Annotated in this window: 25 protein-coding genes; 15 read left to right on the top strand and 10 right to left on the bottom strand. The window is 62.8% G+C overall.

Annotation, left to right across the window (positions count from 1 at the left end; genetic code table 11):
- Window positions 1–166: 166 nt before the first annotated feature.
- On the top strand, window positions 167–1,177 hold the full coding sequence (locus tag LAD35_RS06565) for a TraB/GumN family protein (RefSeq protein WP_224151902.1): 1,011 nt from the start codon (window positions 167–169) through the stop codon (window positions 1,175–1,177).
- 186 nt (window positions 1,178–1,363) lie between these two features.
- On the opposite strand, the gene LAD35_RS06560 is transcribed toward LAD35_RS06565, so the two are convergent.
- From LAD35_RS06560 to ylqF, 4 genes are all read right to left on the bottom strand, one after another.
- Entirely contained in the window at window positions 1,364–3,154 is a 1,791-nt protein-coding gene (locus LAD35_RS06560) for a DUF5979 domain-containing protein (RefSeq protein ID WP_224151901.1), read from the bottom strand.
- Window positions 3,155–3,445: 291 nt separating this feature from the next.
- Entirely contained in the window at window positions 3,446–5,533 is a 2,088-nt protein-coding gene (locus LAD35_RS06555; RefSeq protein WP_224151900.1) for an AAA family ATPase, read from the bottom strand.
- Entirely contained in the window at window positions 5,526–5,771 is a 246-nt protein-coding gene (locus LAD35_RS06550; protein ID WP_224151899.1) for a hypothetical protein, read from the bottom strand. The genes LAD35_RS06555 and LAD35_RS06550 overlap by 8 nt, the downstream gene beginning before the upstream one ends.
- A gap of 514 nt (window positions 5,772–6,285) precedes the next feature.
- The gene (gene ylqF, locus LAD35_RS06545) at window positions 6,286–7,230 is read right to left on the bottom strand and encodes a ribosome biogenesis GTPase YlqF (RefSeq protein ID WP_224151898.1); all 945 of its coding nucleotides are present in this window, start codon (window positions 7,228–7,230) and stop codon (window positions 6,286–6,288) included.
- A gap of 70 nt (window positions 7,231–7,300) precedes the next feature.
- Between ylqF and LAD35_RS06540 the strand changes: the two genes are divergently transcribed.
- Window positions 7,301–7,552, top strand: a complete 252-nt coding sequence (locus tag LAD35_RS06540) for a hypothetical protein (RefSeq protein ID WP_224151897.1) — start codon at window positions 7,301–7,303, stop codon at window positions 7,550–7,552.
- Entirely contained in the window at window positions 7,549–7,845 is a 297-nt protein-coding gene (locus LAD35_RS06535; protein ID WP_224151896.1) for an oxidoreductase-like domain-containing protein, read from the top strand. The genes LAD35_RS06540 and LAD35_RS06535 overlap by 4 nt, the downstream gene beginning before the upstream one ends.
- On the opposite strand, the gene LAD35_RS06530 is transcribed toward LAD35_RS06535, so the two are convergent.
- The 3 genes from LAD35_RS06530 to LAD35_RS06520 all read right to left on the bottom strand — a co-directional run bounded on the left by LAD35_RS06530 (window position 7,846) and on the right by LAD35_RS06520 (window position 13,139).
- Entirely contained in the window at window positions 7,846–10,200 is a 2,355-nt protein-coding gene (locus LAD35_RS06530; RefSeq protein WP_224151895.1) for an FUSC family protein, read from the bottom strand.
- Between the two features lie 198 nt (window positions 10,201–10,398).
- Window positions 10,399–11,928, bottom strand: a complete 1,530-nt coding sequence (gene gshA / locus LAD35_RS06525) for a glutamate--cysteine ligase (RefSeq protein ID WP_224151894.1) — start codon at window positions 11,926–11,928, stop codon at window positions 10,399–10,401.
- Window positions 11,929–12,221: 293 nt separating this feature from the next.
- On the bottom strand, window positions 12,222–13,139 hold the full coding sequence (locus LAD35_RS06520) for an SDR family NAD(P)-dependent oxidoreductase (protein ID WP_224151893.1): 918 nt from the start codon (window positions 13,137–13,139) through the stop codon (window positions 12,222–12,224).
- 474 nt (window positions 13,140–13,613) lie between these two features.
- Between LAD35_RS06520 and LAD35_RS06515 the strand changes: the two genes are divergently transcribed.
- From LAD35_RS06515 to tolA, 9 genes are all read left to right on the top strand, one after another.
- A complete protein-coding gene (locus LAD35_RS06515) occupies window positions 13,614–13,904 on the top strand; it encodes a 2Fe-2S iron-sulfur cluster-binding protein (protein WP_184707258.1) in 291 nt (96 codons plus the stop codon).
- Window positions 13,905–14,092: 188 nt separating this feature from the next.
- The gene (gene ribBA / locus LAD35_RS06510) at window positions 14,093–15,214 is read left to right on the top strand and encodes a bifunctional 3,4-dihydroxy-2-butanone-4-phosphate synthase/GTP cyclohydrolase II (protein ID WP_224151892.1); all 1,122 of its coding nucleotides are present in this window, start codon (window positions 14,093–14,095) and stop codon (window positions 15,212–15,214) included.
- Window positions 15,215–15,217: 3 nt separating this feature from the next.
- Window positions 15,218–15,679, top strand: coding sequence for a 6,7-dimethyl-8-ribityllumazine synthase (ribH, locus tag LAD35_RS06505; protein ID WP_224151891.1), 462 nt, complete (start codon window positions 15,218–15,220; stop codon window positions 15,677–15,679).
- Window positions 15,676–16,212, top strand: a complete 537-nt coding sequence (gene nusB, locus LAD35_RS06500; RefSeq protein WP_224151890.1) for a transcription antitermination factor NusB — start codon at window positions 15,676–15,678, stop codon at window positions 16,210–16,212. The genes ribH and nusB overlap by 4 nt, the downstream gene beginning before the upstream one ends.
- A 142-nt stretch (window positions 16,213–16,354) precedes the next feature.
- Window positions 16,355–17,551 (top strand): pyridoxal phosphate-dependent aminotransferase, encoded by a 1,197-nt coding sequence (locus LAD35_RS06495; protein ID WP_224151889.1) that lies wholly within the window; start codon window positions 16,355–16,357, stop codon window positions 17,549–17,551.
- 11 nt (window positions 17,552–17,562) lie between these two features.
- Window positions 17,563–17,991 carry a tol-pal system-associated acyl-CoA thioesterase gene (gene ybgC / locus LAD35_RS06490; RefSeq protein ID WP_224151888.1) on the top strand — a complete coding sequence of 143 codons (429 nt, stop codon included), beginning with the start codon at window positions 17,563–17,565 and terminating at the stop codon, window positions 17,989–17,991.
- Complete coding sequence (tolQ, locus tag LAD35_RS06485; protein WP_224151887.1) at window positions 17,988–18,686, top strand: protein TolQ; 699 nt, start codon at window positions 17,988–17,990, stop codon at window positions 18,684–18,686. Before ybgC ends, tolQ begins: the two co-directional genes overlap by 4 nt.
- Before the next feature lie 21 nt (window positions 18,687–18,707).
- On the top strand, window positions 18,708–19,142 hold the full coding sequence (locus LAD35_RS06480) for a biopolymer transporter ExbD (RefSeq protein ID WP_224151886.1): 435 nt from the start codon (window positions 18,708–18,710) through the stop codon (window positions 19,140–19,142).
- A 20-nt stretch (window positions 19,143–19,162) separates the two neighbouring features.
- Window positions 19,163–20,296 carry a cell envelope integrity protein TolA gene (gene tolA / locus LAD35_RS06475; protein ID WP_224151885.1) on the top strand — a complete coding sequence of 378 codons (1,134 nt, stop codon included), beginning with the start codon at window positions 19,163–19,165 and terminating at the stop codon, window positions 20,294–20,296.
- A gap of 86 nt (window positions 20,297–20,382) precedes the next feature.
- Here tolA and LAD35_RS06470 read toward each other — a convergent pair whose 3' ends face one another.
- Complete coding sequence (locus tag LAD35_RS06470; RefSeq protein ID WP_224151884.1) at window positions 20,383–21,141, bottom strand: sulfite exporter TauE/SafE family protein; 759 nt, start codon at window positions 21,139–21,141, stop codon at window positions 20,383–20,385.
- 36 nt (window positions 21,142–21,177) lie between these two features.
- On the opposite strand from LAD35_RS06470, the gene LAD35_RS06465 reads away from it, so the two are divergent.
- From LAD35_RS06465 to LAD35_RS06455, 3 genes are all read left to right on the top strand, one after another.
- Window positions 21,178–21,408 (top strand): hypothetical protein, encoded by a 231-nt coding sequence (locus LAD35_RS06465; protein ID WP_224151883.1) that lies wholly within the window; start codon window positions 21,178–21,180, stop codon window positions 21,406–21,408.
- Complete coding sequence (locus LAD35_RS06460) at window positions 21,398–22,303, top strand: LysR family transcriptional regulator (RefSeq protein ID WP_224151882.1); 906 nt, start codon at window positions 21,398–21,400, stop codon at window positions 22,301–22,303. The genes LAD35_RS06465 and LAD35_RS06460 overlap by 11 nt, the downstream gene beginning before the upstream one ends.
- Before the next feature lie 72 nt (window positions 22,304–22,375).
- On the top strand, window positions 22,376–23,089 hold the full coding sequence (locus LAD35_RS06455) for a DNA/RNA non-specific endonuclease (protein WP_317986732.1): 714 nt from the start codon (window positions 22,376–22,378) through the stop codon (window positions 23,087–23,089).
- 97 nt (window positions 23,090–23,186) lie between these two features.
- Here the strand turns inward: LAD35_RS06455 and LAD35_RS06450 are convergent, their stop codons facing one another.
- Both LAD35_RS06450 and LAD35_RS06445 read right to left on the bottom strand, forming a co-directional pair.
- Complete coding sequence (locus LAD35_RS06450) at window positions 23,187–24,335, bottom strand: CaiB/BaiF CoA transferase family protein (RefSeq protein WP_224151881.1); 1,149 nt, start codon at window positions 24,333–24,335, stop codon at window positions 23,187–23,189.
- A 35-nt stretch (window positions 24,336–24,370) separates the two neighbouring features.
- Window positions 24,371–25,342 (bottom strand): Bug family tripartite tricarboxylate transporter substrate binding protein, encoded by a 972-nt coding sequence (locus LAD35_RS06445; RefSeq protein ID WP_377780036.1) that lies wholly within the window; start codon window positions 25,340–25,342, stop codon window positions 24,371–24,373.
- Between the last annotated feature and the right edge of the window lie 146 nt (window positions 25,343–25,488).

Here is a 25,488-nt window from a genome sequence, read left to right as displayed (position 1 = left end):
CGGCATTCGCTTTTTTTGCGTTTGCGGCAACAATGCGCTCTGCCACTACCGGGAGAGAGATTTGCGGAGAAAACTGCCTCTGGCGCAATACTGTCAAGCGCCATCAGCTATCAAAAATATAGTAAATTATTTTCAGACATCCTGTGTCAAGACGGGCCTTGCGGCTTTGGCGCTGGCAGGCGGCGCCCTGCTGGCCACGCCTGGCGCGCAGGCCCGCGCTCCGCAATCACCTGCCAGTACCAGCACCGCCGCAGCGCCTCTGCAGTGCCCCGCGCCCACATTGCCAAGCCCGGCCGACTACCAGGCCGAGGCACAGCGCCAGCATCCCGACCAAGGCGTTCTGTGGGAACTGCGCAAAGGCGAGCACACCGCGTACCTGCTAGGCACCATTCACCTGGGCAAGCTGCCGTGGATCTACCCCGGCCCGCGTACCGCGCGGGCCCTGCGCGCCGCCCCCGCCATTGCGCTGGAACTCAATCCGCTGGACCCGCAAACCCTGCAGACCTTGATGCAGGCCATGGCCCGCGACAGCGACGCGCAGCAACTGGTGATGCGCAACAACCCGCAGTTGCGTGCGCGCATGGATGCCATGGCCCAGACGCTGTGCGTGGAGCGCAGCAGCTGGCAAGGCATGGCCACCATTGCCAAGATACTGGCACTCGCCGTGGCCGATGTGTCGCGCGATGGCTACAGCATGGCCTTTGGCATCGATCTGAACCTGGCAGCCATGGCGCAGGCCGGGGGCCGGCCGATCCTGGCACTCGAAACTGCGCAGGAGCAGCTCGACGCCATGGGCCTGGGCGGCAAGGATTCGCTGGCCAACCTGGCCACCCCCGACGACATCACCAAGGTGCTGGACGACATCCGCAGCGGCAAGAGCCGCGAGATCACCGGCGACCTGGTGCGCCACTGGCAAAGCGGCGATCTGGCGGCCCTGGAGACGCTGATGCGTACCTGCAATTGCATGGACGACCTGGGTATGAAAACCGCCATGCTCGACGACCGCAACCGTCGCATGGCAGAACGCATTTCCCCCTTGGTCGCCCAGCACCCGAAGCTGTTCATCGCCGTCGGCCTGCTGCACATGGTGGGAGACAACAACCTGCTGCAACTGCTGCAGAAAGAAGGCTTTACCGTGCGCCAGCTGACCGGCAAAGGAGCCGATAGCGCGCAATGAAGCCGCTTGCAGCGGCATGAATGTATGCGTGAGGGCTGCAAAGGGCCGCTTGAAAGCCGCATGAAAAAGCCACCCGCAGTTCTCGGGTGGCTTGAAAGCAGACTGGCGCCAGAGATGAGCGCTTACAGTGCATGAACCAGTAATGCACGGAAGAGAAATCGCACCAATCTCTCTTCCGTCACCAGTTTACTGCAGATTGCGACGGCGGCCCCAACCTGCAACGCCAGCCATCAAAACCCCCAATGCCAACAACCCAGGCAAAGAAAGCACAGGCACAGGTGCAGCACTGGCGCTAGAGTTGGCGCGCAGCGTATTGGTAATGCTGACACTCACGGCAACACCATCCTGCAGCGGGCCAGCAGACGGTTGTTGATACACCGGATCAATCCATTGGTAGCCCTGGGGCGGCGTGGCTTTGCTCGTCTCGCTGATCTGGCAATTTGTACTACCTGCAGGTACGCTGATGGCGCTGGATGCCGTATTGCCTGTGGCCACGGTCACCGTGCCTGTATAGCTACCGACAGGGGTCTGGCAATTTACGGCAAAACCAAAATCTCCTGCCGCTGTCACCGTGCTAGGTGCGATCAGCTTTGTCACGTTCAAAGTGGAGGTCTGGCGCAAAAGATTGTTGGTCACCATCACCGAATGACCCGTGCTGTCAATCAGCAGGTTGTTAAGTTGCGCGGTTGGCGCACCGCCATCAACGGAGTAACTCGGTGCACCCGTCCATTCATGGTAGGCGGGAGCGGCAGGCAATGGCGTGCTTTCTGCCACGGTGCAAGTTGCCCCGAGTGACGGCATGTATTGCAACAACTGGCTATTGGTTGCCTGATTGCCCAGTGTGAGCGTGCCGGGGTTGCTGCTGCCATCGTTACAAGAAATACCCAGGCCAAAGCTGCCCGAAACGCCTTCTGGGGGTGCATTGGTCACCGTCTTGCCCATGGTGATGGGGAATGGCGCAAAACGTCGGATCAACCCACTTGTATTGACATAGTAGTAGCCTGCAGCATCAATACCCAGCCCTATGGTGACATTAAAATTCGTGGTGGCGAAAGGCTCTCCATTGGCAGACGATGTGGTGGTTGCCAAGCCGCCCGTCAGTGTGGTGAGGATGCCGGTGCTCAAAGCCACTTTGCGAATCGCCGAGTTATTTCGGTCTGAAAAGATCAGATCACCATTGGCATCCAGAACCATGAAGTCTGGAAAGTTGAGATTGGCCGCCGTGGCGGGCCCGCCGTCTCCTGCAGTGCCTGCAATGCCATTGCCTGCAATGATATTTGCAGTGCCTGCCGCATTGATGCGCCAAATGCGGTTGTCACCTGCGTCTGCAATGTATACGTTGCCATTGCCGTCTGCAACAACGCCTTCGTTATTAGCATGAAAGCTACCTAAAGTTGCGCTGCTACCATCAGTCACAAACGGGGCAGTACAGTTTCCATCTCCAGCAATCAGAGTGGGCGTGGTGCTTGGCAAATCCAAGCGGTACCAACTGCATTGAGTTTGGATGCTGTAGTAGAGCTTTGTTCCGTCCGGCGACAGTGCCACACCCACTGGTGTGCCTCCAGGGCTGATCAAGGCAGTCTGCGTATTGGTGTTGAGGTCTACGCGAAAAATTGCACCCGAGCCATAACCCGCTGCATAAAGAATATTGTTCGCGGTATCAATGGCCAAGTCGGTGAAGGTGGCGCCGGTAGCGACTACTGTGAAATTTCCTGCTAAATCTACCTTGATAACGCGACTTCCGTTATAGTCAGGTATATAGAAATTTCCAGCGGCATCAAATACTACTTCCCCGTGGGCGCCAATATTCAGAGAAATGGCTTTTCCGGTGGCTGCAGCAGTGCCCCCGCCTGCAACCGTTTGAACAAAAGCCGTGCTGTTTACGCCCTGGGCGTGGCTGGATAAGTTCCATGCCATGAGCCCCAAGCATGCAGCAGCTCTTAGCAGTCGAGCCGCCCTATTTTTTTGCATATGCATTCCTTTCTATATAGATTGGAATATTTTGCATCATCCCCCCAGATTAATATATATATTACATTTTCACCAAAATGAAATCGCATTTATTAATATAGAAGCATATATGTTGCAGGGAGCCTTCAGGCTTGCATGACCTGAGAGAATCTTAGGCACCAAACGCCCCGTTACAGCTAACCGAGCAGCAGTATGAACGCTGCATAAAAAAAGCCACCCGCAGTCCATGGGTGGCTCAAAAGCAACTCAACTTAAAAACGCTGTACGCTCAAAAATACGGCAGCGCCGCCGCGCGGTCTATGCAGCCCCTTGGGTATGCGCTGCCAGCATGCTGGCATAGGGCTCCAGCACCAGCTTGGGCTCTGGCGCGTCGCCTCCCTTGGCCACTGTGAGCGCCACGGGCTGGCCCTGGGCAGCACACAGCGCCACCATCGCGGCCGGGGTGATCAGGCCCTCACGCATCAGCACTTCCGTCATCGCCACCAGCAAGGCGTCGTGCTGCACCAGCAGTTGCTGGGCACGCAGCATCTGCGCCTGCAGCAGTGCTTCGATGGCAGTGTTGGTCGGCTCCACCTCGGTGTTCATGTTCTCACCGGATTCGTCCGCCACATCGGTGCGCGAAAGACGGTCGCCAAAGCCCAGGTGGCGCAGGTAGCGCGCAGCCTCGGCCGTTGCCTGGCGGATGTCCTGCTCGGCACCGGTGGTGCAGGCGGCCTCGCCAAACACATGGCGCTCGGCAGCGCGGCCAGCCAGCCCCACGCACACCATGTCGAGCATGTTGCGGCGCGAGGTGGCCTGCAGCTCGGTAAAGCTGTTGTAGCCGCCTTCGAACGTGGCGATGTTGATCTTGAGCTCCTGCGGCGCGCGGCCAAACAGCAGCGCATACACCAGGCCATGTCCCGCCTCATGCACCGCCAGCAGCGCGCGGAAATCTGCGCTGGTGCGCTGCTTGATCCGGTTCAGATCCAGCGGCACGGCAAAGCGCTGGCTGTGCACCTGCCCGCCAACGGCTTCATGCAACGGCAGCTGCATCTGCACCACCAGCTCCGCCGTATCAGGCGCCATGTGCACCTGCAGCGACTGGCCTGCCTGCGCCCCCTGCTCCAGCGCCCAGAGCGCCGCATCGACCAGCGAGCTCGACAGGATCGTGTGCACCGACGAGAACAGCGGACGCGTGCCCTGGGTGGGGAACACCGCGTTCTGGTAGATCTGCGCCAGCACATCGCTGCCGATCACGAAATGCAGGCCACAGTTGTCGGCAATGCCCTGCACGTAGTTGCGCACCGTAGCGGCAATCAGCTGCTCATAGGTAGCGCGGCTGAACGATGGGTAGATCACATGGTGGTTGCCCAGCCGCGCAATCTGCTCGGGTTTGAAGCGCTCGGCCAGCGCGCGCTTGACATCGATCAACGACAACCGGCTCGTGAGCCGGTGGAAGATGTCGGCATCGGTGTCACAGTCCTCCACGCGGCTGGCCGTCTCGGTGTACATCTCGTCGAGGTTGCCGCAGACAAACACCAGGAGCTTGCTGTAGTCGGTCTCCCAGGATTGCTGCGATTCGCGGAACTTGACCAGCAGTTGGTGGATGTAGTCGTTGCTCCACTGCATGATCTCGATCAGCGGCTCGGCCAGCTTGAGGCTGCGCTTGAGCGCCTGCGCGTCCCAGGCGTCAATCTTGTAGCGCAGCTTCTGCTTCTTGCGTCGCTCCTCTTCGTCATCCTCGTCTTCGCGCTCCGCCTCATAGTGCGCATCGGCCAGCTTGCGCTCCATGTTGTGCAGCTCCGACAGCGCAGGTGGCAGCTTGCCGTCCGACAGCAGCGCCCACACGTCCTGGTAACGCTCGACCTTGCTGTCCTCACCCCGGCTGCTCACCGTGCGGTAGCGCTGGAACTCGTCGAGCACCAGGATACCCGGCACGCCTTCGACCAGACCGGCACTCTCGAGCGTGCCAGAAATCGTTGATGCGCCGTAGTTGCCGCTGTTCTGACTGAAGCCATCCATCTGCACTTCGACAAAGCGATCGTAAAAACCCAGAAGCTGCGCCAGGCGCCTGGTCAGCTGGGTCTTGCCTGTGCCTGTGAGGCCCCACAGGCACACGATCACGGGGCGGGTAATGAGCTGCGGCATCACGTACCAGGCGCGCACGGCGCCAATGACACGGTCGATCACGTCATCAATACCGATCAATTCGGTTTTCAGCTGCGCCGCAATGGCCTGCAGGTTTTGTTGACGTTCATGCATCTGCTCACGCAGGAGCAGCTCACTCGGGGTTCTCAGATCGTTCATGTTCTTGTTCTCATCATTGGCAGAGGCTTTCCATTGTTCAACCATTCGCGTACCCAAGAGGACAAAGCCGTCGGATGGTTTGAAAACGGAATCAGTCATCACGACCATCCCTGCGTATGACCTGCTGCAAAGCCATGCGGTCGGCCCGGCGCTGCGCGCCCTGGCTGCGGATGTGCTTGCCAGCGGCGCCGGACAGACGCCGCTGGGCCATGGCTTTGGCAACAGGGTTGAAAGGAGCGGCATCGGCCACGATCAGCAGCGCCATCGGCTGCTTCATGCGGCGCAAGGCCTTGACCCGGCCTTCTCCATAGGCGCGGGAAACGGTTTTTGCACTCATTGTGCGGTTCCTCACGGGCCGCGCCAGGCACCTGCACAGGTAACAGGAAGGCGCGGGCCCAAACAAAAAGCCCCGGCGGGGAAGCCAGGGCTTTTGTCGATCCTGCCTGCAAGGGGAGCGGGCAGCGATCTGGGCCGAGGCTGAACGGTGTGACCACAGTTCAGCCGGGGCAAGAACCGTGTTCAGTCGAAATGGTTGAACATGAAACAGGACATAGCAAAAACTCCTTGCGGTGCGCTGCAGAAGGTCATTCGTTACTGCAGCGATAGGAAGATGAGCGATGAATGTAGTGCCAAGACTGGCGGGAATCAAGCATTATACAAAATTCGTTGCAAAAATGCAACCTCTCAACAGCGGGCTTTGCACGACTTTGTGCTGGCTTTGGATGCTATCTGCCGGCAAGTCGCCAATGATGCGAAAAGCACGCTGCAAGGCGTCGATATGGGCAGCATTTTTGCATGCCCCGCCTTTGGAGCCCGCGGCAGCCAGCCAGCAAGCGCCAACTGCTGTTGTCTCAATAGCGTTTGCGGCCAGCCTTGCGGTGCTTGGCGTGTTCGGCCTTCTTGGCCTGGTGCTCGGCCTCTGTGGCTTCTCCTGCAGCACGCCACTGCTCGAATTCTGGCGGCGTCTCCAGCGTGATGCGACCGAGCATCTGCGTGCGGAAATCGGTGATCAGCAGCTCTGCCGCCTTTTGCAGGTTCACCCGGCCACCGCTCATCACCGCGCCGCGCTTCTTGCCGATCAGGGTCAGCAGTTCGTCGTCGTGCAGCGCCGCAATCTCGTCGTCGTCCAGGCCGAGCTTGTAGCGTTCGTCCAGGCGGCGGGCATAGTGCTTTTGCAGGTACAGCAACAGTTCCAGAGCCACCAGCTCGTCGTCATACGCATTGCGACCCACCGAGCCGCAGGCGGCCAGGTTGTAGCCGGTCTGCGGCACGATGATCTTGGGCCACAGCATGCCGGGGGTGTCCCACAGGTAGAAATCGTCGTCCAGCACGATGCGCTGCTCGTCCTTGGTCACGCCGGCCTCGTCGCCTGCCTTGGCCTGGCTTTTGCCGCTCATGCTGTTGATCAGGGTGGATTTGCCGACGTTGGGCACGCCGCAGATCAGCACCCGCAGCGGCTTGGCCATGCCGCCGCGCCCGGGGGCCAGTTTGCGGCAGGCTTCCACCAGGCGCTTGGCGGGCGCGGGCTCGCTGGCATCGAGCGGCAGGGCCTTGGTTTCGTGCTGCGCGTCGTACCAGTCCACCCACAGCGCCGTGCGCGCGGCGTCGGCCATGTCCTGCTTGTTGATGATCTTGAGCGTGGGCTTGTGGCCCGTCAGCTCGGTAAGGGCGGGGTTGGCGCTCGATCCCGGCATGCGCGCGTCGAGCACCTCGATCACCACATCGATGTCTTTGATGCGCTCGGCAATCAGCTTGCGCGTCAGGTGCATATGCCCCGGGAACCATTGGATACTCATAATCTTGCTTTCTGCAGGCTGCCAGGGCCCGGTGCGCCTGCGGACGACGCAGGTGCCGGATAATGCAGCCATGTCTTCTTTATCTCAACGCCAGTGGGATGCGCAGCGAAAATCCGATCAGGATCTGCTCATCAAAGGCATTATTCTGGTCTTGATCGGGCTGGTGATTGTTGTGTCGCCCTCTGTCAGCCAAGGCGCTATTGTGCAGGGAGTTTTCGCCAAGGCCGCTGCGGTGGGTTGGTTTTCCCTGGTACTGGGGGCGGCCTTTGTGGTGCGCTTTGGCCTGCGCCGCAAGGCCGTGCCGCCACGCCCCTCGGAATGACGGTGCCTTCGGCCGCCACTGCCCTGCCCGCCCTGCAGTCGCTCACCAGTCTGCGAGCCGCACGAGACTGTTTTGACACGCTGCTGGCAGCAGCCACGGCACGCCGCATCAGCCTGCGCGCGCCGCCCGATGCCCCCACCACCTGCTGCGGCCGTGGCTGCAATGGCTGCGTGTGGGAAGGTTTTTTTGCCGCCGCCATGTACTGGCAGGAGTGCGCGCTGCAGGCCCTGGCCGACACCGAGGCGCTCCCCACCTCGCCCGGCACCCCGTCGGGCATTCAATCCTGCCGTTGATCAGTGGGCCTGCGCGGCTTCTGCGGCAGGCATTTCAGGCTCCTGCCGTGCCAATGCCTGGTGAATCTGCGCTGCATCGGCCTGCAGCTGCCGCGCCAGGATGCGCGATGCCGCAAGGCGCCGCATCAGCCAGGGCAGCAGGTCGCGGTCTTCCGGATCAGGCACGGGCTCTGGCGCGGGCGGTTTGGGCAAAGCGGCGTCTCCGGGCTGCGGCGTTGCGGCCACGGGCGCCAGCAGGTGCGCATCGACATCAGCCACCGTTTCCTGCATTTGCTGCACGGCAAACGACGATGGCGTCTGCCCCCGGCGCATCATCAGCATGATCTTGACCGAGGTCATCTGCCCCAGCAACTGGTAGCAGTGGGCCTGCAATTGCTCCAGCGCCTGCAGCGGCGGCTGCACGGCGCGCGGCTCTTTGAGCGAACGGTCCACGGCCTGCACCAATGCCGAGAGACTGTCATAGGCTTCACGCCTTGCAAGGCGCCAGGCGAGCTCCGGCGCGTTGTCCACGGCCTGCAACTGCTCCACCGAGAGCGATGTGCGCACATGCGCGGCCTGGGCCTTGAGCACCCGCTGCACCAGCGCAGGCACTTGCGAGCGCTCCCACGAAGGCAGCACATAGGCAAAGGCCCAGGCGATGCCGGTGCCGATGATGGTGTCGACCACGCGCTCGAACATATGAAAGCTCGTGCTGCCTTCGGCATTGAGCATGTGCGCCTGCACAAGACCCAGCACGGTAGCCCCCATGGCGGTGAACAGGTAGCGGCGCAGGGCAAAGCCGTGCGATATGCCCTGCGCGAGCGTGAGGCACAGAATCAGCGCGAGCGGCGGCAGGTGGGCCGACAGAATGGCCAGCGCCGCCACGCAGCCCAGCAAGGTGCCCAGCACGCGGATGGTGCGCCGCTCCAGCGTCTGCGCCAGACTGCCGCGCAGCACCACCACGATGGTCAGCAGCACCCAGTAGGCATGCGCCTTCCAGGGCAGAAGCTGTACCACCACATAGCCCAGTGCAATCGCCAGCGCAGCGCGAATGGCGTGGCGCAGCGGCGGTGCATCCCAGCTCATCAGCCCCTTGAAGGGCGACCACGACCAGGCTGTGGGGCTGACGAACATTTGCCAGCTGGCACGCACCACGGCCAGATCGGGCTCAGCCTCGTCGCGCCCCAGCTGGATCAGGCGGTTCACCTCGCCATGGATGCGCACGATGCGCTCGCTCAGCTCCTGTGACAGCGCCTGCGGCGGCAGGGCTGCGGGGTCGTACTGGTCGGGCAGCGTCTCTTCCAGGCGCTGACGCGGTGTGCAGGCCGCCTTCATGGGCAGCAGCAAAGTGTTCAGGTTGGCCATGGGCTGCGGCTTGCGCGCCCACAGCAGGCTGTCTGCCAGGTGCACCAGCTCCAGCGCCAGCGCGCGCAGCATGGCCTGCTGGGCCAGCAGCATGGGTGCCTGCTCGGGCACCTTGCGCAGGTGCTCCAGATCGAGCTCGCAGGCGAGCAGATGGTCACGGATGTCGAGCATCTGCATCAGCATGCCCGCCAGGCGCTGGCGGCGTGGGGTGCGCGGGCTCTCCAGCACGATGTCGCGCGCCGCCTGCAGCTGGTCGGCAAAGGCGGCGTGCCGCGCCAGCAGGTTTCCCATGTGCGCCGCCTGCGGGCTCTGGCGCGAGAAGCTGCCGAAATTGCGGTCGGCCAGGTTGTCGCCATAGGCCTCGCCGTCCACCATCTCGTCGTCCAGCCCGACATGGCGCGCGGCGTCGGGCAGCACCATGCGCGCCTGCTCCAGCATCAGCGCGGCCAGCGACAGCACCGTATCGGCGATGAACTGCACGCGGTAGCGCAGGTTGAGGATGGCGTTGGCCGCCACGGCGTACACCAGATAGACGGCAGCACCGATGACGAAGAACAGGGTCGATTGCGTTGCCACCTCCAGCACATGGCCGGGCTGCGGCGTGATCGACATGGCCAGCACCATCGCCAGCACCACGGCAATGGCCACCGGCCCGCCCCGCTTGCCCCAGGCCATCCACAAAAAGCCGAAGAAGGTGGAGAACACGGCCAGAAAGCCGAGCAGCACCGGGTGCTGGTGCAATAGCTGCACCAGCCAGAAAAGCGGCGCGCCCAGCAGCGGCGCAGGCAGCATGCGCCAGAATTTGCCACGCTTGGGCGCCGGCATGTCCACCACGATGGTGACAATCACCCCCACCGAGGCCGCCGCCGCATGCTGCACGCCCCAGACCAGGTGCACCAGCGTGGTGACGAGGAACAGGCCCAGCGCCACCTCCAGCCCATTGAGCACATAGTGGTTGAGCAGGCTGCGCTTGAAGGTGCGCCAGCTGCGGTCGGGAGAGAAATGCGCCATGGCTGAACGATACGGGATGGATGGAGTTCTTGTTGTCAGACAAATGATAGCGCCGCGATGGTGCGCGCCGTCAGCTATCAAAAGAGAAGCGGGCTGCCGCTTGCAACTTCTTGCAATCCTCTGCCCCGCGCTGCAGCCTGGGTGCAACAAAAAAGCCCGCGCAGGCGGGCTTGGGTATGGATGGCTTCACCAGCGGTGTCAAACGACCAGGTGCTCGGGCGACATATAGCACTGGCGCCATTCTTCAAACGGCACGGTGTCGGCCGCTTCCAGCGATTTCTGGGCGCCGACGGAGTCTGCCGCCAGGGCCTGGTAGCTGGCGGTCAGTGCCTCGCTCCAGGGTTGGGCCAGCGTGGCGGCGCGGGCGGCTTGCGACTGCGCGGCGCCAAAGGCCTTGAACTGGCCCTGGAACTGTCCGGTCACCGCTGCCAGCACCTGAGCCGATGGCGTCTGCTCGGGATTGGCCAGCAACTGGTGCGCTGCAGCAAGCGCCTGCGAATAGTCCTGCACGCCGTGGGCAGCATCCAGCGCCGCCGCAATGGGCGCGCAGGCCTGCAGCACCTCTGCGGCCCACCCGGTCAGCAGCACCGGCTGGCCATTGCGCTGCAGTTGCAGGCCCGGCTCGCGGCCGCGCTCGGCAGTCAGGTGCTGGTTGTGCTTCATCTCGGCGATTTCGGCAGGCGAATCGGGCGGGCTGTCTGACAGCAGGCAGTGCAGCAGGAACACGTCCAGCAGGCGCATGGTCTGCGCCGAAATGCCCATGCTCTCGAATGGATTGATGTCCATCAAGCGCACTTCGACATATTCGACGCCACGCTCCCGCAGTGCATGCAGGGGGCGCTCGCCGCGCTGCACGGTGCGCTTGGGGCGGATGGTGCCGTAGAACTCGTTTTCGATCTGCAACAGGCTGGTGCCCAGCTGGTTGTATTCGCCGCCCAGGTTCTGGATGCCAATCTTCTCGTAGGCCGGATACGGCTGGGTGAGCGCACCGTACAGCGAATCGGCGTAGCCCTTGAGGTGGTTGTAGCTGACGCTGATGGACGCCTGCGCGTCGCTCTGGTAGCCCAGGCGCCCCATGCGCAGCGATGTGGCATGCGGCAGGTAGAGCGCGCCGCTGCCGTCGCCCAGTGGCTGCAGCTGGTGCTGCCGGCCTTCCACAAAGCACGGACAGAGAACCGGCGATGCGCCAAACAGGTACAGCAGCACAAAGGCCTGGCGGCGGAAGTTGCGGATCAGCGCAAAGTACTCTTCGCTGCTGATGCCGGGCATGGACCAGTTGTAGTGGATGCCCGAGATGGTCTGCATGCGGCGGCCATAGCGGTGGCCCAGGCCCATGCGGTACACGCTCTTGCTGCGGCCGATGTTGGACGAGCCGTACCTGCCCAGCGGGATGGTTTCGTCCGGCGGCAGCGAGCAGGGCATGCTCGAAATCCACAGGCGCTCGTCATTGGCCTGCAGCACCTGGTACACATACTGGTGTACCTGCGAGAGGTCGTCGAGGCACCCCTGCACGCTTTGGTGCACGCCGGTGATGATTTCGATCTGCGATTCGCTGAAGTCGGTCGTGATGCTGGGGTGCGTCAAGGCCGAGCCCAGGGCGGCAGGGTGCGGCGTCATCGCCAGCGCGCCGTCCTCGGTCACGCGCAGGCCTTCTTTTTCAATGCCTCGGCCGATGTGCAGCAGCCGCTCGCGGCCGACCGCGTCGATTCGTTGTTGGATATGGTTCATCTGCATTGTTGTGTGCCAAGCTGAGGCAGCACATTATCAGGTTGTGCCCGCCTTGGTTGCGCCACGCGCAGTCAGCCCGCGCCCGCCCCGGGATTTTGCCAGCCCACCGCTGCGCAAGCGCTGCGGGCAGTGTAGGCGGTCGCAGCCCGTCGCCTTTTTCTGGCAAAAACGAGAGCTGTCAACGCTTGCCAGCACTGCATTACAAATATAAAACCTATTGAAACGAAATATTGACGCGCGCTACCAGCTATTGTTTTTTCAACTCCAACTGCACGCCAATGCACGTGGCCTGCTCAATGCAGCTTTTGCAGGGCCTTGCGCATTTCCATGTCGGCCTGCACAAAGCCGTTGTCGGGCACGGCGTCGCCCTGGCGATCCAGCACCTGGGGCAACTGCTCGGCCAGGCGTGTATCCATATCGGCCAGCGGCACGCATTCGGTGCTGATGTGGACGCCGCGCGTCATGGTGATGTGCGACGCCTCGAAGCTGCCTGCGCCTGCGCACAGAATGGTGCGGGTGGGTGCGCTCTCGTGCGCCAGCACCAGCATGGCAGGGCACACCAGCTCGGGACGCAGCGCGCGCAGCACCTCGGGCGCCATCAGGCCCTCGGTCATGCGGGTGGCCGCCGTGGGCGCCAGTGCATTGACATGGATGTGGTACTTGGCGCCTTCGAGCGCCAGGGTCTGCATCAGGCCCACCAGGGCCATCTTGGCAGCGCCGTAGTTGCTCTGCCCAAAATTGCCGAACAGGCCCGATGACGAGGTGGTGAGCACAATGCGCCCGTACCCGGCCGCCTGCATATGGGGCCACACGGCCTTGCAGCAGTGCACGCTGCCCATCAGATGCACATCGAGCACCTGGCGAAAATCGTCCAGCTCCATCTTGGCAAAGCTCTTGTCGCGCAGAATGCCTGCGTTGTTGACCAGCACGTCGATCTGGCCCCAGCGCTCCATCACCTGGGCCACCATGGCTTCGACAGCCGCAAAATCGGTGACCGATGCATGGTTGGCCATGGCAATGCCGCCTGCCGCCTCGATCTCCTGCACCACCTTTTCGGCTGCCGACGAGTTGCCGCGGCCATCGACCGCGCCACCGGGATCATTGACCACCACCTTGGCGCCGCGCCGCGCCAGGGCCAGCGCGTGCTCGCGGCCCAAACCGCCGCCTGCGCCCGTCACAATCGCCACCCGTTCGCTGAAGTCCAATCCCATAGCTGCACCTTTTTTGGCTGCGGAGTGCACGCAGGCACCCCAGTATTGTTTGACTGCCTCCGCCCAAGCGCGAAAGCCGTGATGCAGAGGCACTGTAAGCCAGCCGCACCACCATTTGCGCCGCTTGGGCGACAGGGCTGTACTCCCAGGAATCCTCTGCAACACCCTCGCCAGATGGGATGGACGCGGATCGCCTAAGACCGCGTTCAGACCACGGCAGGGAGTTTTGCAGAGGATTCCTAGGGTTATCCCGAAATTTGCTGAACAACCATGTGGATAAGTGGCCGATCCCGGCCATTTCAACCGCTAAGCCCATGTTTTTATTACACACGTGTTACATTGCCCGCAATTTCAGCAAAACATGGCCCAACTATCGTTTTGGCCGTTTGCTTATACCAGGCAAGCGCAAGGCGCTATGCTTTTTTCATTTGATTTGTTACCCGCACCCGGCTACCGCCCGTGCATTGATTCCCCATGCCGATCACTCCAGAGCTTTACAACGCCCAAATCGATAACGAAGACATCCAGGTGGACGCCTGGGCCGACACGCCGCTGCTGCAATCGCTGGAAGAAGGCGGCGTCGACTGGCCCAGCAGCTGCCGCAACGGCACCTGCCGCACCTGCGTGGGCCGCCTCAAATCAGGCAGCGTGCACTACGAAATTGAATGGCCGGGCCTGAGCCCCGAAGACAAGGAGGCAGGCTGCATCCTGCCTTGCGTCGCCTACCCCGATGGCAATGTGGTACTGCTGCGCGGCGAATATTGATCATCCACGCCGAGCAAGCGGGCCCTGCGCAGTGCGTAGCCCTCTCTCGCTCTCAAATATGGACGCCTCCCCCCGCGAGCGCCATGTGCCTGGTCTAAAATTGGGGTTTTTACTGCCTGCCCGGTGCCACCAGCGCCTGCCAGGCGACGTAACGGCAACCCGCCACCTATGTTCTTTAAAGGCAATCCATGAGCAGCCCCTTGTCCCCTGCACCGATCTCTCCGGTGGAGGAAATCGTTGCCGAAATGCGCGCTGGGCGCATGGTCATCCTGGTCGATGAAGAAGACCGCGAGAACGAAGGCGATCTGGTGCTGGCTTCGGACCATGTCACGCCCGAGGCCATCAACTTCATGGCCAAGTGGGGCCGAGGCCTGATCTGCCTGACCCTGACCCGCGAGCGCTGCGAGCGCCTGGAGCTGCGCCAGATGACGGCGCGCAACGGCGCCCCGCTCTCCACCGCCTTTACCGTCTCCATCGAAGCTGCCGAGGGCGTCACCACCGGCATCTCGGCCGCAGACCGCGCCCGCACCGTGCAGGCCGCCGTGGCGCCCCATGCCAAGGCCAGCGATCTGGTGCAGCCCGGCCACATCTTTCCGCTGCAGGCCGTCGATGGCGGCGTGCTCATGCGTGCAGGCCATACCGAAGCGGGCTGCGATCTGGCACGCATGGCTGGCTGCTCGCCTTCTGCTGTCATCTGCGAGGTGATGAAGGACGACGGCACCATGGCCCGCCTGCCCGATCTGCAGCTGTTCTGCGCCGAACACGGCATCAAGATCGGCACCATTGCTGACCTGATCGAATACCGCAGCCGCAACGAAAGCCTGGTCGAACGCATCAGCAGCCGCAGCCTGCAGACCGCGCACGGCGAATTCACCGCCCACCTGTATGAAGACCGCGCCAGCCATGCCGTGCACATCGCCCTCGTCAAGGGCGAAGTGAAGGCCGAGACCGACGTGCCCGTGCGCGTGCATGAGCCCCTGTCGGTAATGGACCTGCTGGAAACCAACCGCTCCATGCACAGCTGGACGCTGGACGCCAGCCTCGCCTACCTGGGCGGGCAGGACAGCGGCGTGGCCGTGCTGCTCAACTGCAATGAAAGCGCCAGCCAGCTGGTGCAGCAGTTCGACGGCAAGGCCCGCGCCGCACAGGCGCCCGAGCGTGGCCGCATGGACCTGCGCACCTACGGCATCGGCGCGCAGATCCTGCGTGACTGCGGCGTACAGAAAATGCGCCTGATGGGCGCCCCCCGCCGCCTGCCCAGCATGGCAGGCTACGGACTCGAAATCACCGGATACATCAGCAAGGAATAAGCCATGTTTGGAGCAGAAAAAGGCAAGGCCATCAACCTCGACGGCAGCAAGCTGTCCATCGGCATCGTGCAGGCGCGCTTCAATGAAAGCATCACCAACAGCCTCGCAGACGCCTGCCTCCAGGAGCTGGCAGCCATGGGCGTGCAGGCAGACAACATCCGCCACGTCCTCGTGCCCGGCGCGCTCGAAGTGCCCGTCGCCCTGCAGGCCATGGCCGAATCGGAAGATTTCGACGCCCTGATCGCCCTGGGCTGCATCATCCGAGGCGAAACCTACCATTTTGAGCTGGTGGCCAACGAATCGGGTGCTGGCGTCACGCGCGTGGCGCTGGACTTCCAGATTCCGATCGCCAACGCCATCATCACCACCGAAAACGAAGCGCAAGCCATTGCACGCCAGACGGAAAAAGGGCGCGATGCCGCAATCGTCGCCGTCGAAATGGCCAACCTGCTGGAAACACTATGAACAACCACGACCAGAGCGAATCCTCTCCCGACAAGCGCCCGCCGCGCCAATCCCGCAAGGGCCTGACCTCGACCGGCGCGCGCAAGGCCGCCTCCAAGTCCACCCGCAGCCGCTCGCGCGAGTTTGCGCTGCAGGCGCTCTACCAGCATCTGGTCAGCGGCAACAGCGCCAGCAGCATCGACAGCTTCACGCGCGACCTCGCAGGCTTTCACAAAGCCGACGCCGCGCACTACGACGCCCTGCTGCACGGCTGCATCGAGAATGCCGAAGCGCTCAACACCCAGATCGTGCCGCACCTCGACCGCCCGATGGCCGAGATCTCGCCCATCGAGCACGCCTGCATGTGGATCGGTGTGTACGAGTTCCAGCACTGCCTGGATGTGCCCTGGCGTGTGGTCATCAACGAAAGCATCGAACTGGCCAAGGAATTTGGCGGCACCGATGGCTACAAGTATGTAAACGCCGTGCTCAATGCCCTGGCACCCGCCCTGCGCGCTGCCGAAGTGGCAGCCGACCGCAACACGGCGGCCTGATCCCCAGACAACCGATGCCCGCACAGGCTGCCGGCATCGGTTCTGGCTTTTGCGCTTATCTACCGTACAGTTATACTTTTGATAGCGCATTGCGTATCAACAGCAAGCGCCAGCACCTGTTTCACCCTTGATTGCAGAGACCATGAAGATTGCCAACCGTGCCGACCGCATTGAACCGTTCTATGTGATGGAAGTGGCCAAGGCCGCCCAGGCACTGGCGGCCAAGGTGGCGGGCACGGCCGATCCCATGATCTTCCTGAACATTGGCGAGCCCGATTTCACCGCGCCACCTCTGGTGCAGAAAGCCGCCAGCCAGGCCATCGAGGGCGGCATGACGCAGTACACGCCTGCGCTGGGCATTGCACCGCTGCGCGAGGCGCTGTCAGCCTGGTACGCGCAGCGCTTTGGCGTCGATATTCCGGCCCGCCGCATCGTGATCACCGCAGGCGCATCGGCCGCGCTGCAGCTGGTGTGCCTGGCGCTCATCAATGCGGGCGACGAGATTCTGATGCCCGATCCGAGCTACCCCTGCAATCGCCACTTTGTGAGCGCAGCGGAAGGCAATGCCGTGCTGCTGCCCACCACGGCCGAAGAGCGTTTTCAGCTGAGCGCCGACAAGGTGAGCGCCGCCTGGGGCGACCGGACACGTGGCGTATTGCTGGCATCGCCCAGCAATCCGACCGGCAGCTCCATTGCACCCGCCGAGCTGCGCAAGATCCACGACGTGGTCAAGGCGCGGGATGGTTTCACCATCATCGACGAAATCTACCTGGGCCTGTCGCATGACGACGCCTACGGCCAGACGGCGCTTGCCCTGGGCGAAGACATCATCTCGATCAACAGCTTCAGCAAGTACTTCAACATGACCGGCTGGCGACTGGGCTGGGCCGTGGTGCCCGAGACGCTGGCGCCCGCCATCGAGCGCCTGGCGCAGAACCTCTTCATCTGTGCCAGCACCATCAGCCAACATGCGGCGCTTGCCTGCTTTGCCCCCGAGAGCATTGCCGAGTATGAACGCCGCCGCGCCGAATTCAAGGCGCGCCGCGACTACTTCATCCCCGCGCTCGAAGCGCTCGGCCTGCCCGTGCCGGTGGCGCCCGATGGCGCTTTCTACGCCTGGGCCGATTGCACGCAGGCGGCGCAGAAGCTGGGCATCGCACCCGGCAAGGATTGCAGCTGGGACTTTGCCTATGCCGTAATGGAGCGGGCCCACCTGGCCATCACGCCGGGGCGCGATTTCGGCACCGTGGACACGGGCCGCTTTGTGCGCTTTTCCACTGCCAACTCGATGGAACAGCTGCAGGAGGCCATCGCCCGCCTGCGCAAGCTCCTGGCCTGAGGCGCTATGCAATGACCTCCAGTGCCCTGCCCTTCACACACAGCATCCGGATCTACTGGGAAGACACCGATGCCGGCGGCATCGTGTTCTACGCCAACTACCTCAAGTTCATGGAGCGCGGCCGCACCGAATGGCTGCGCTCGCTGGGCATCGAGCAGCAGCGCCTGCGCGACGAGGTAGGCGGCATGTTTGTGGTGAGCGAGGCCAATATCAAATATTTACAACCTGCACGGCTCGACGATGAACTCGTCGTCACCGCGCAACTCCAATCCGCAGGCCGCGCGTCCATGACCATAGCGCAGCAGGTGCTCTTAAAACCGAAGCAACCAACGGATACACCTGTGCTGCTGTGTGAAGGCACAATCCGTATCGGCTGGGTCGATGCTGCCAGCATGCGGCCCGCAAGAATTCCTCCAACCCTGATTCAAACCATCTCATGAACCCCCAAGAAATGTCCATTGCCAGTCTGGTCTTGCACGCCAGCTGGGTAGTGCAACTCGTGATGCTGATCCTGGTCGGCGCCTCGGTCGCCTGCTGGGCCACCATCTTGCGCAAGGTGGGCATGCTCAAATCGATCAAGAACAAGAATGAAGCCTTCGAGACCGATTTCTGGTCTGGATCGAGCCTGAACGAGCTCTACCAGAACGCCATCCACAACGTCAAAACCTGCGGCCCCATGGAACGCATTTTTGCCAGTGGCATGCGCGAATACCAGAAGCTGCGCGAGCGCCACATCACCAACCCCGACACCCTGCTGGACGGCACCCGCCGCGCCATGCGCGCCAGCTTCCAGCGCGAGATGGACGAGATCGAATCGGGCCTGTCGCTGCTGGGCACCATCGGCTCGGTCTCGCCCTACGTCGGCCTGTTCGGCACCGTGTGGGGCGTGATGCATGCCTTCACCGGCTTTGCCAACATGGAACAGATCACACTGGCCACCGTGGCCCCCGGCATTGCCGAAGCGCTGGTAGCCACCGCCATGGGCCTGTTCGCCGCCATTCCGGCCGTCACGGCCTACAACCGCTTCTCCAGCGGCATCGACCGCATCGCCAGCCAGCAGGAAACCTTCATCGAAGAGTTCTCCAACATTCTGCAGCGCAACCTGGGCGCCCAGCCGCTGCACGCGGCGCATTAACAAGATTCAAAGGAAACTGCCATGCCGGCCGTAGCCTCTCGCGGAAAACGCAACCGCCGCACCGTGAACGAAATCAACATGGTTCCGTTCATCGACGTGATGCTGGTGCTGCTCATCATCTTCATGGTGACGGCACCCATGCTCACGCCCGGCGCCATCAATGTACCCAAGGCAGGCAAGAGCGAACGCCCGCCGACCAAGAACATCGCCCATGTGCTGCTCGAAAAGGACGGCACCATCCAGTTGAAAACCGGCAAGGCCACCAAAGCCCTCACGGTGAAGGAGCTGGGCGATGCCGCCAAGGCCTGGCAGACCGAACAGCCCGATGACAGTGCCGTACTGCTGGTGGCCGACAAGGACCTGAGCTACCAGAAGGTGATGGATGCCATGGGCGCCCTGCAGCGTGCCAATGTGCAGCGCATTGCCCTGCAGGTTGCAGGCGGCGCCAGCAAGTAAGCAAAAGACGAAAAGCCTCCATGTCCCCTCGCCAAGAACGCGACCAGTTCGCACCACCCAAGCCACCGTCGCGGACCAAATCCTGGTCCCTGGCAGCGGTTGCGCATTTGCTGGTGGTGATTGCACTGTTGTGGACGGTGCGCAACCCGCGAGACAGCGACCAGCCCGCTGTCGAGGCCGAGCTGTGGGCCCCCACCAATGAGCAGGCCGCGCCTGCCCCGGTCACGCCCCCGCCCGCTCCCCAGCCGGTGCCTGAACCGCCGCCACCGCCTCCCCCACCACCTGCTCCCGCGCCCAAACCCGTGGTGACGCCGCCGCCCAAGCCTGTTGCTGCACAGGAGGATGACGACGACCACGAAGCCGAGATTGCCCTGCGCAAGAAAAAGGAGCAGGAAAAGAAGCTGCGCGAGCAAAAGGAACAGAAGGAGCGCGAACTGGCCGAACGCAAGGAAGCCGAGCGCAAGAAGCAAGCCGAGCAGGACAAGAAGGACCGCATCGAGCAAGAGAAGAAAGAAGCCAGGGAAAAGGCGCAGAAAGCCGAGGCCGAACGCAAGGAAGCCGATCGCAAGAAGCAGGCCGAGCAGGACAAGAAGGATCGCCTGGAGCAGGAGAAGAAAGATCGCCTGCAAAAGGAAAAGGACGCCAAGGAAAAAGCCCAGAAGGAACAAGCCGAGCGCGAGAAGGCCGAAAAAGCCAAGGCCGATGCCAAGGCCAAGGCAGAAGCCGACGCCAAGGCCAAAGCCAAGGCAGCAGCCGATGCCAAGGCCGCCGAAGCCCAGCGCGCCGCCAACCTGGCCCGCATGCAGGGCTTGGCGGGGGCCGATGGTGCATCCGGCGCCTCCAAGGGCGGCTCGCCGAGTGGCACTGCCAAGGGCGCAGGTGGCCCATCCGGCGGCTATGGTGGCCGTGTGGCAGCCAAGGTGCGCCCCAATATCGCCTTCCCGGACGATATCCAGGGCAATCCGCGGGCTGAGCTGGAAGTACGTGCCGCACCCGACGGCACCATCGTCGGCGTGCGCGTGGTCAAATCCAGCGGCAACAAGGCTTGGGACGACGCCGTGGTACGCGCCATGCACAAGACCGAGACGCTGCCCAAGGATGTGGATGGCACAGTGCCGAGCAACCTCGTCATCGGCTTCCGACCCAAGGACTGAGCGCACGGCAAACTCCGCACATGTGCTGATCGCCAGCAGCAAAAAACAAAAGCAGCTTCGGCTGCTTTTGTTTTCAGCGCACTTTTTCAGCGAACTACCATATAGGTCCCCAGCAACAACAGGCTCGCAAACAGGCAGCGCTTGAAGACCTGGGGCGACAGTCGCCCGCGCAGCCGTTCGCCACACCACATGCCTGCCAGTGCGGGCAGCAGCCACAGTGCAGACCATGCCCATTCGGCCATGGCCACGCCGCCATGCTGCTGCAGGCTGATGGCCAGTGCGATGGTCGATACCGAAAAACTCAAGCCCATGGCCTGGATCAGGGCATCCTTGCCCAAGCCCAGGCTCTGCAGATAGGGCACGGCGGGGATGACGAACACGCCGGTCAATGCCGTCACCACACCTGTGGCCGCACCCACCAGCGCGCCCAACATGCTATGCGCCAGCGACTGCTGCCTGCCACCAGCAGAAGCCGGAACCACCAAGGGCCTGCCCCACAAACCCCATAGCGCATACAACACCAGCGCCGCGCCCAACCAGCGTTGGCTGCTGGCCAGTTGCAAGGCGCCAAACTGCCAGGCCGCGCCCAAGGTACCAATCACCACGCCCAATTGCATGGGCCACAGCTGCCGTGCCAATACGCGCAACTGGGGCCAGGGGCGCATTTGCCACATATTCGTCACCATCGAGGGCAACACCAGCCAGGCCGCAGCCGTTGCCGGGGTCAGCCACAGCGCCAGCAGCGCCATCGACACCGTGGGCAAGCCCAGGCCCACCACTCCTTTGACCATGCCTGCGATTACAAAGACGGCTGCAACACCCAGCCACCAACCCGGATCCGTCATGCGCCACCTCCATAGGCCTGCGTGTTTGCAGCAGCCATGGCAACACAGCCCGCATCTGCGACCGGAGGGAGCAGCGGCAAGCCATGCAGGCACCCATTCATTTCAGTTTTTTCCATAGATAAAATTCTGAATCAGATATTTTCTTTAGACAAACTGGATATTTCTGATTATTACTATGGAAAATCCATATTCAGAACATTACCCGTCCGCTACCATGGACTGATGCATCCAACCTCCCTTTCACGCTTTGCCCGCCATGCGTTTTGATCTGCAGGACCTGCGCCTTTTTGTGCACACGGTGGAATCAGGCACCATCACCCAGGGCGCCGAGCGCAGCCACATCACCCTGGCTTCAGCCAGCGAGCGCATCCGTGGCATGGAAGCCGTGCTGGGCATGGCCCTGCTCTCGCGCAGCAAGCGCGGCGTGTTGCCCACCGAGGCTGGGGCCGTGCTCTTGCCCCACGCACGCCGCATGCTGCTGCAGATGGAGCAGATGGCGGGCGACATGCAGGCTTTTGGCCAAGGGCTGGGTACACGCATCGAACTGCTGGCCAACACCTCGGCCATCAGCGAACACCTGATTGCACCGCTGGGTGCCTTCATGCAGGCCAACCCGCTGCTGCGACTGGAGTTGCGCGAATGCACCAGCGACACCATTGCACGCGCGCTGCTGGACGGAGAGGCAGACCTGGGCGTGCTCTCCAACGCAGCCGCCTCCGGCGCACTGCATACGCAGACCTGGCGCGCCGACCCGCTGGTGCTGTTGGGCCCTGCGCCACTGCTCGAAGGCTTGCCGGCAGATAGTCAGTTGTCCCACCTCAAGGATCTGCCCCTGCTGGGACTGCTGCCACAGCATGCCTTGCAGCAGCTGATTGCCACGCAGGCGCTGCAGGCAGGCGTTGGCCTGCGCTACCGTGCCAGAGCGCCGCATCTCGACGCCCTGTGCGACTGGGCTGCCATGGGCCTGGGCGCGGCACTGGTGCCGCAGGCTGCCGCACAGCGTTGCGTTGAGCGCTGGCCACAGACGCCACTGCGCATCCTCCCCCTGGCTGCCGGATGGGCCGCACGCCACCTGGTGCTGGCTTGCCGCAACCCCGAGCAATTGCCTACGCATGCGCAGCAGCTCTGGGCTTTTTTAATGGAACTGCCTGCAAGCCCATAGCCTTTTCAATGCCCGCAGCGCGCGAGGTTTTTTGGCCGCAAGCCCGCCAAGTTGTGCAACACTTGCGCGCTTATGTTTTTCCGCCCCTCTTTTCTTCTCGCGCCCGCCCTGCTTTCCTGTGCCGCTACGGCTTTTGCAGCAGGTTTTGATGATTGCCCGCAATTCTTCTCCGGCAAGCCCCCGGTCATTCAAGGCTATGGCCAGCAGCGTGCGCTGTGCTTTGAGGAGTTTGCGGTGCTGCACTCGGGCCAGACCAAGACGCCGCTCTACACCGCCCAGCGCCTGAACGCCCGAATGCTGAACAAGGCCAAGGATCTGAAGCGCAATGACAAGTTCTATGAGGAAGCTCGCCTTCCCGAATCCGAACGCGCCCTGCTCTCCGACTACCGCCGCTCGGGCTTCAGCCGGGGCCACATGGCTGCGGCAGGCGATATGAGCACCACCTTTGGCAAGGCGCAGAGCTATTCGCTGGCCAATATGGTGCCGCAGGACCCGACGCAGAACGGCAAGCCTTGGTCGCAGATCGAGCAGGATACGCGCCGCTACATCCGCCGCGCCCGAGGCGATGTGTACGTGATCACCGGCCCAGTGTTCAGCAGCCGCCAGCCCCACACGATTGGCAATAGCGAGGTCTGGGTGCCGGACGCCGTGTTCAAGATGGTGTACGACCCGGCCACCGGCGAGCGCTGGGTGCACCTGCAGGCCAACCAGAAATCCACCCGCGCAGGCAAACCGATCAGCTATGAGGCATTTGTTCAGCGCACGGGCATCCGGCTGCTGAATTGAATGGCATGACCCCTGAATGGCGTAGCCCCCAGGGAACGACCATGGAAAAGAGGCCTTGCGGCCTCTTTTGCGTCATGCGGTGCGCGGTAATCACCGCCTAGGCATCGTTGGCGGCATCCAGAAAGGCCTTGCCTTCCGTCAACGGCGCAAAGCGGTAGGACGCAGGCGTGCGGCTGAGCTTGACCGGCGCGCCCAGGCCGGTGTATTCGCCCATTCTGACGACCAGCTCGCGGTGCTGGGTGTGCGGAGCCTGCAGGGCCTGTTCCACATTCAGCACCGGGGCGGCGGGCACGCCGATGTCCATCAGCTCCTCCGCGAGCTTGACGCCGTCCAGCGCGGCAAAAGCCGTCTCCAGCAGCGGCTTGAGCTCGGCCCGGTGCACCGAGCGCTGGCCCGCCGTGGCGTAACGCGGGTCGTCCGCCAGCCCTTCCTGGCTAAGGTGCTTGCACATCAGGCGGAACTGGCGGTCGTTGCCCACGGCCAGAAAGATGGGCGAGGTGCCGGTGCTCACTACATCGTACGGGTAGATATTGGGGTGGGCATTGCCAGAGCGGCCGGGAATCTTGCCGTTCATGAACCAGTTGGCCGCATGCGGGTGCAGCAGCGAAATGCCTACGTCGTAGAGCGATGCATCCACCAGCTGGCCCTGGCCGCTGGCCGCGCGCTCGTGCAGCGCCAGCAGCACGCCGATGACGGCGTTCAGGCCCGTCACCATGTCGACCACGGGCAAGCCCACACGCAGCGGGTCGCGGTCGGCCTCGCCATTGATGCTCATCAAGCCTGCCATGGCCTGGATGGCGGCGTCGTAGCCGGGCAGGCTGCCCAGCGGGCCGTCGGCGCCAAAGCCGGTCACACGGCACCACACCAGGTGCGGAAACACATGCTGCATCTGCTCGTAGCCGATACCCCATTTCTCCATGGTGCCGACCTTGAAGTTTTCCACCACCACGTCGGCCTGCGCCATCAGCTCCTTGATCTCCCGCTGCCCCTCGGGGCTTGCCAGGTCCATGAACTGGATGCGCTTGTTGCGGTTGAGGCCAAAGTAGTACGAGGCTACGCCGTCACGGAACGGGGGGCCCCAGGTGCGGGTGTCGTCGCCCTGCGGCGGCTCGACCTTGAGCACATCGGCGCCATGGTCGCCCAGGATCTGGCCGCACAGCGGGCCACCCAGGATACGCGAGAGGTCCAGCACGCGCACGCCCTTGAGCGCGCCGGTATTGGGAATGGATTGCGGAGTATTGCTCATGCTCGGATGCTGATGGTTGGGCCCTGATTGTGCGTTCAATCCAGCGTCACACCCGACTGCTGCACAACGGATTTCCACTTGTCCACTTCGGTCTTGATGAAGCCCGCCAGGTAGGCTGGCGAACGGTCAGGCGATGCCTCCAGCCCCTGGGCGGCAAATGCCTTCTTCACAGCGTCCGAATCCAGCGCCTTGGAAAACGCCTGGTTCAGCACCTGGATGCGGTCCTGCGGCGTTCCCTTGGGCGCTACCACGCCAAAGAATACGCTCACGTCATAGCCTTTGAGGCCCTGCTCGGCCACGGTCGGAATCTCGGGCATGGCGCTGGATTTTTTGGCGGTGGCCACGCCCAGCGCCTTCACCTTGCCGGTCTTGATGTACGGCATGGCGGTGAGGATGTCGGTGAAGGTCATGTCCACCTGACCGGCCAGCAGGTCGTTGAGCGCAGGGCCCGTGCCCTTGTAGGGGATGTGCTGCAGATGGGTGCCGGCAACGCCGTTGAACATGACACCTGCCAGGTGCGACGAAGCGCCGTTGCCCGACGAGGCAAAGTTGAGCTTGCCGGGCTGGGCCTTGTCGAGAGCAATCAGCTCCTGCACGTTCTTGACGGGCAGATCGGGCTTGACCACCAGGATGTTGGGCAGGTAGCCCACGTAGATGATGGGCGCAAAGCTGGTGCGCGGATCGTACTTGATGGCCTTGTACAGGCTCTGGTTGATGGCCAGCGGGCCGGAGGTGCCAAACATGATGGTGTAGCCGTCAGGCTTGGCACGCGCCACGTACTCGGCGCCAATGTTGCCGCCAGCGCCCGCCTTGTTTTCCACGATCACGCTCTGGCCCAGCTCCTGCGTCATTGCGGTGGCCAGAATGCGCGCCATGGCATCCGTGGGACCGCCCGGCGGGAAGGGCACGGTGAACATGATCGGGCGATCGGGAAACTTCTCTGCCGCACTGGCCACCGAAGCGCCCATCCACTGGGCCACACCTGCGGCCACGAGGGCCAGCAACATGCTGCGTTTTTTCATCATCTGTCTCCTTGCATCTTGTTGTTTCGCAGCCTGCAGCACGGTTTTGCGCCGCACCACAGGCCAATTCACTATCAAAAAAGTAGCTTATGGCGCACGCCCCGTGCGTGCCATCACCACTTTTTTCCTAA

Source organism: Comamonas odontotermitis, assembly GCF_020080045.1.
GTDB classification, from domain to species: Bacteria; Pseudomonadota; Gammaproteobacteria; order Burkholderiales; family Burkholderiaceae_C; genus Comamonas; species Comamonas odontotermitis.
This window is presented reverse-complemented; position numbering and strand designations above follow the sequence as displayed.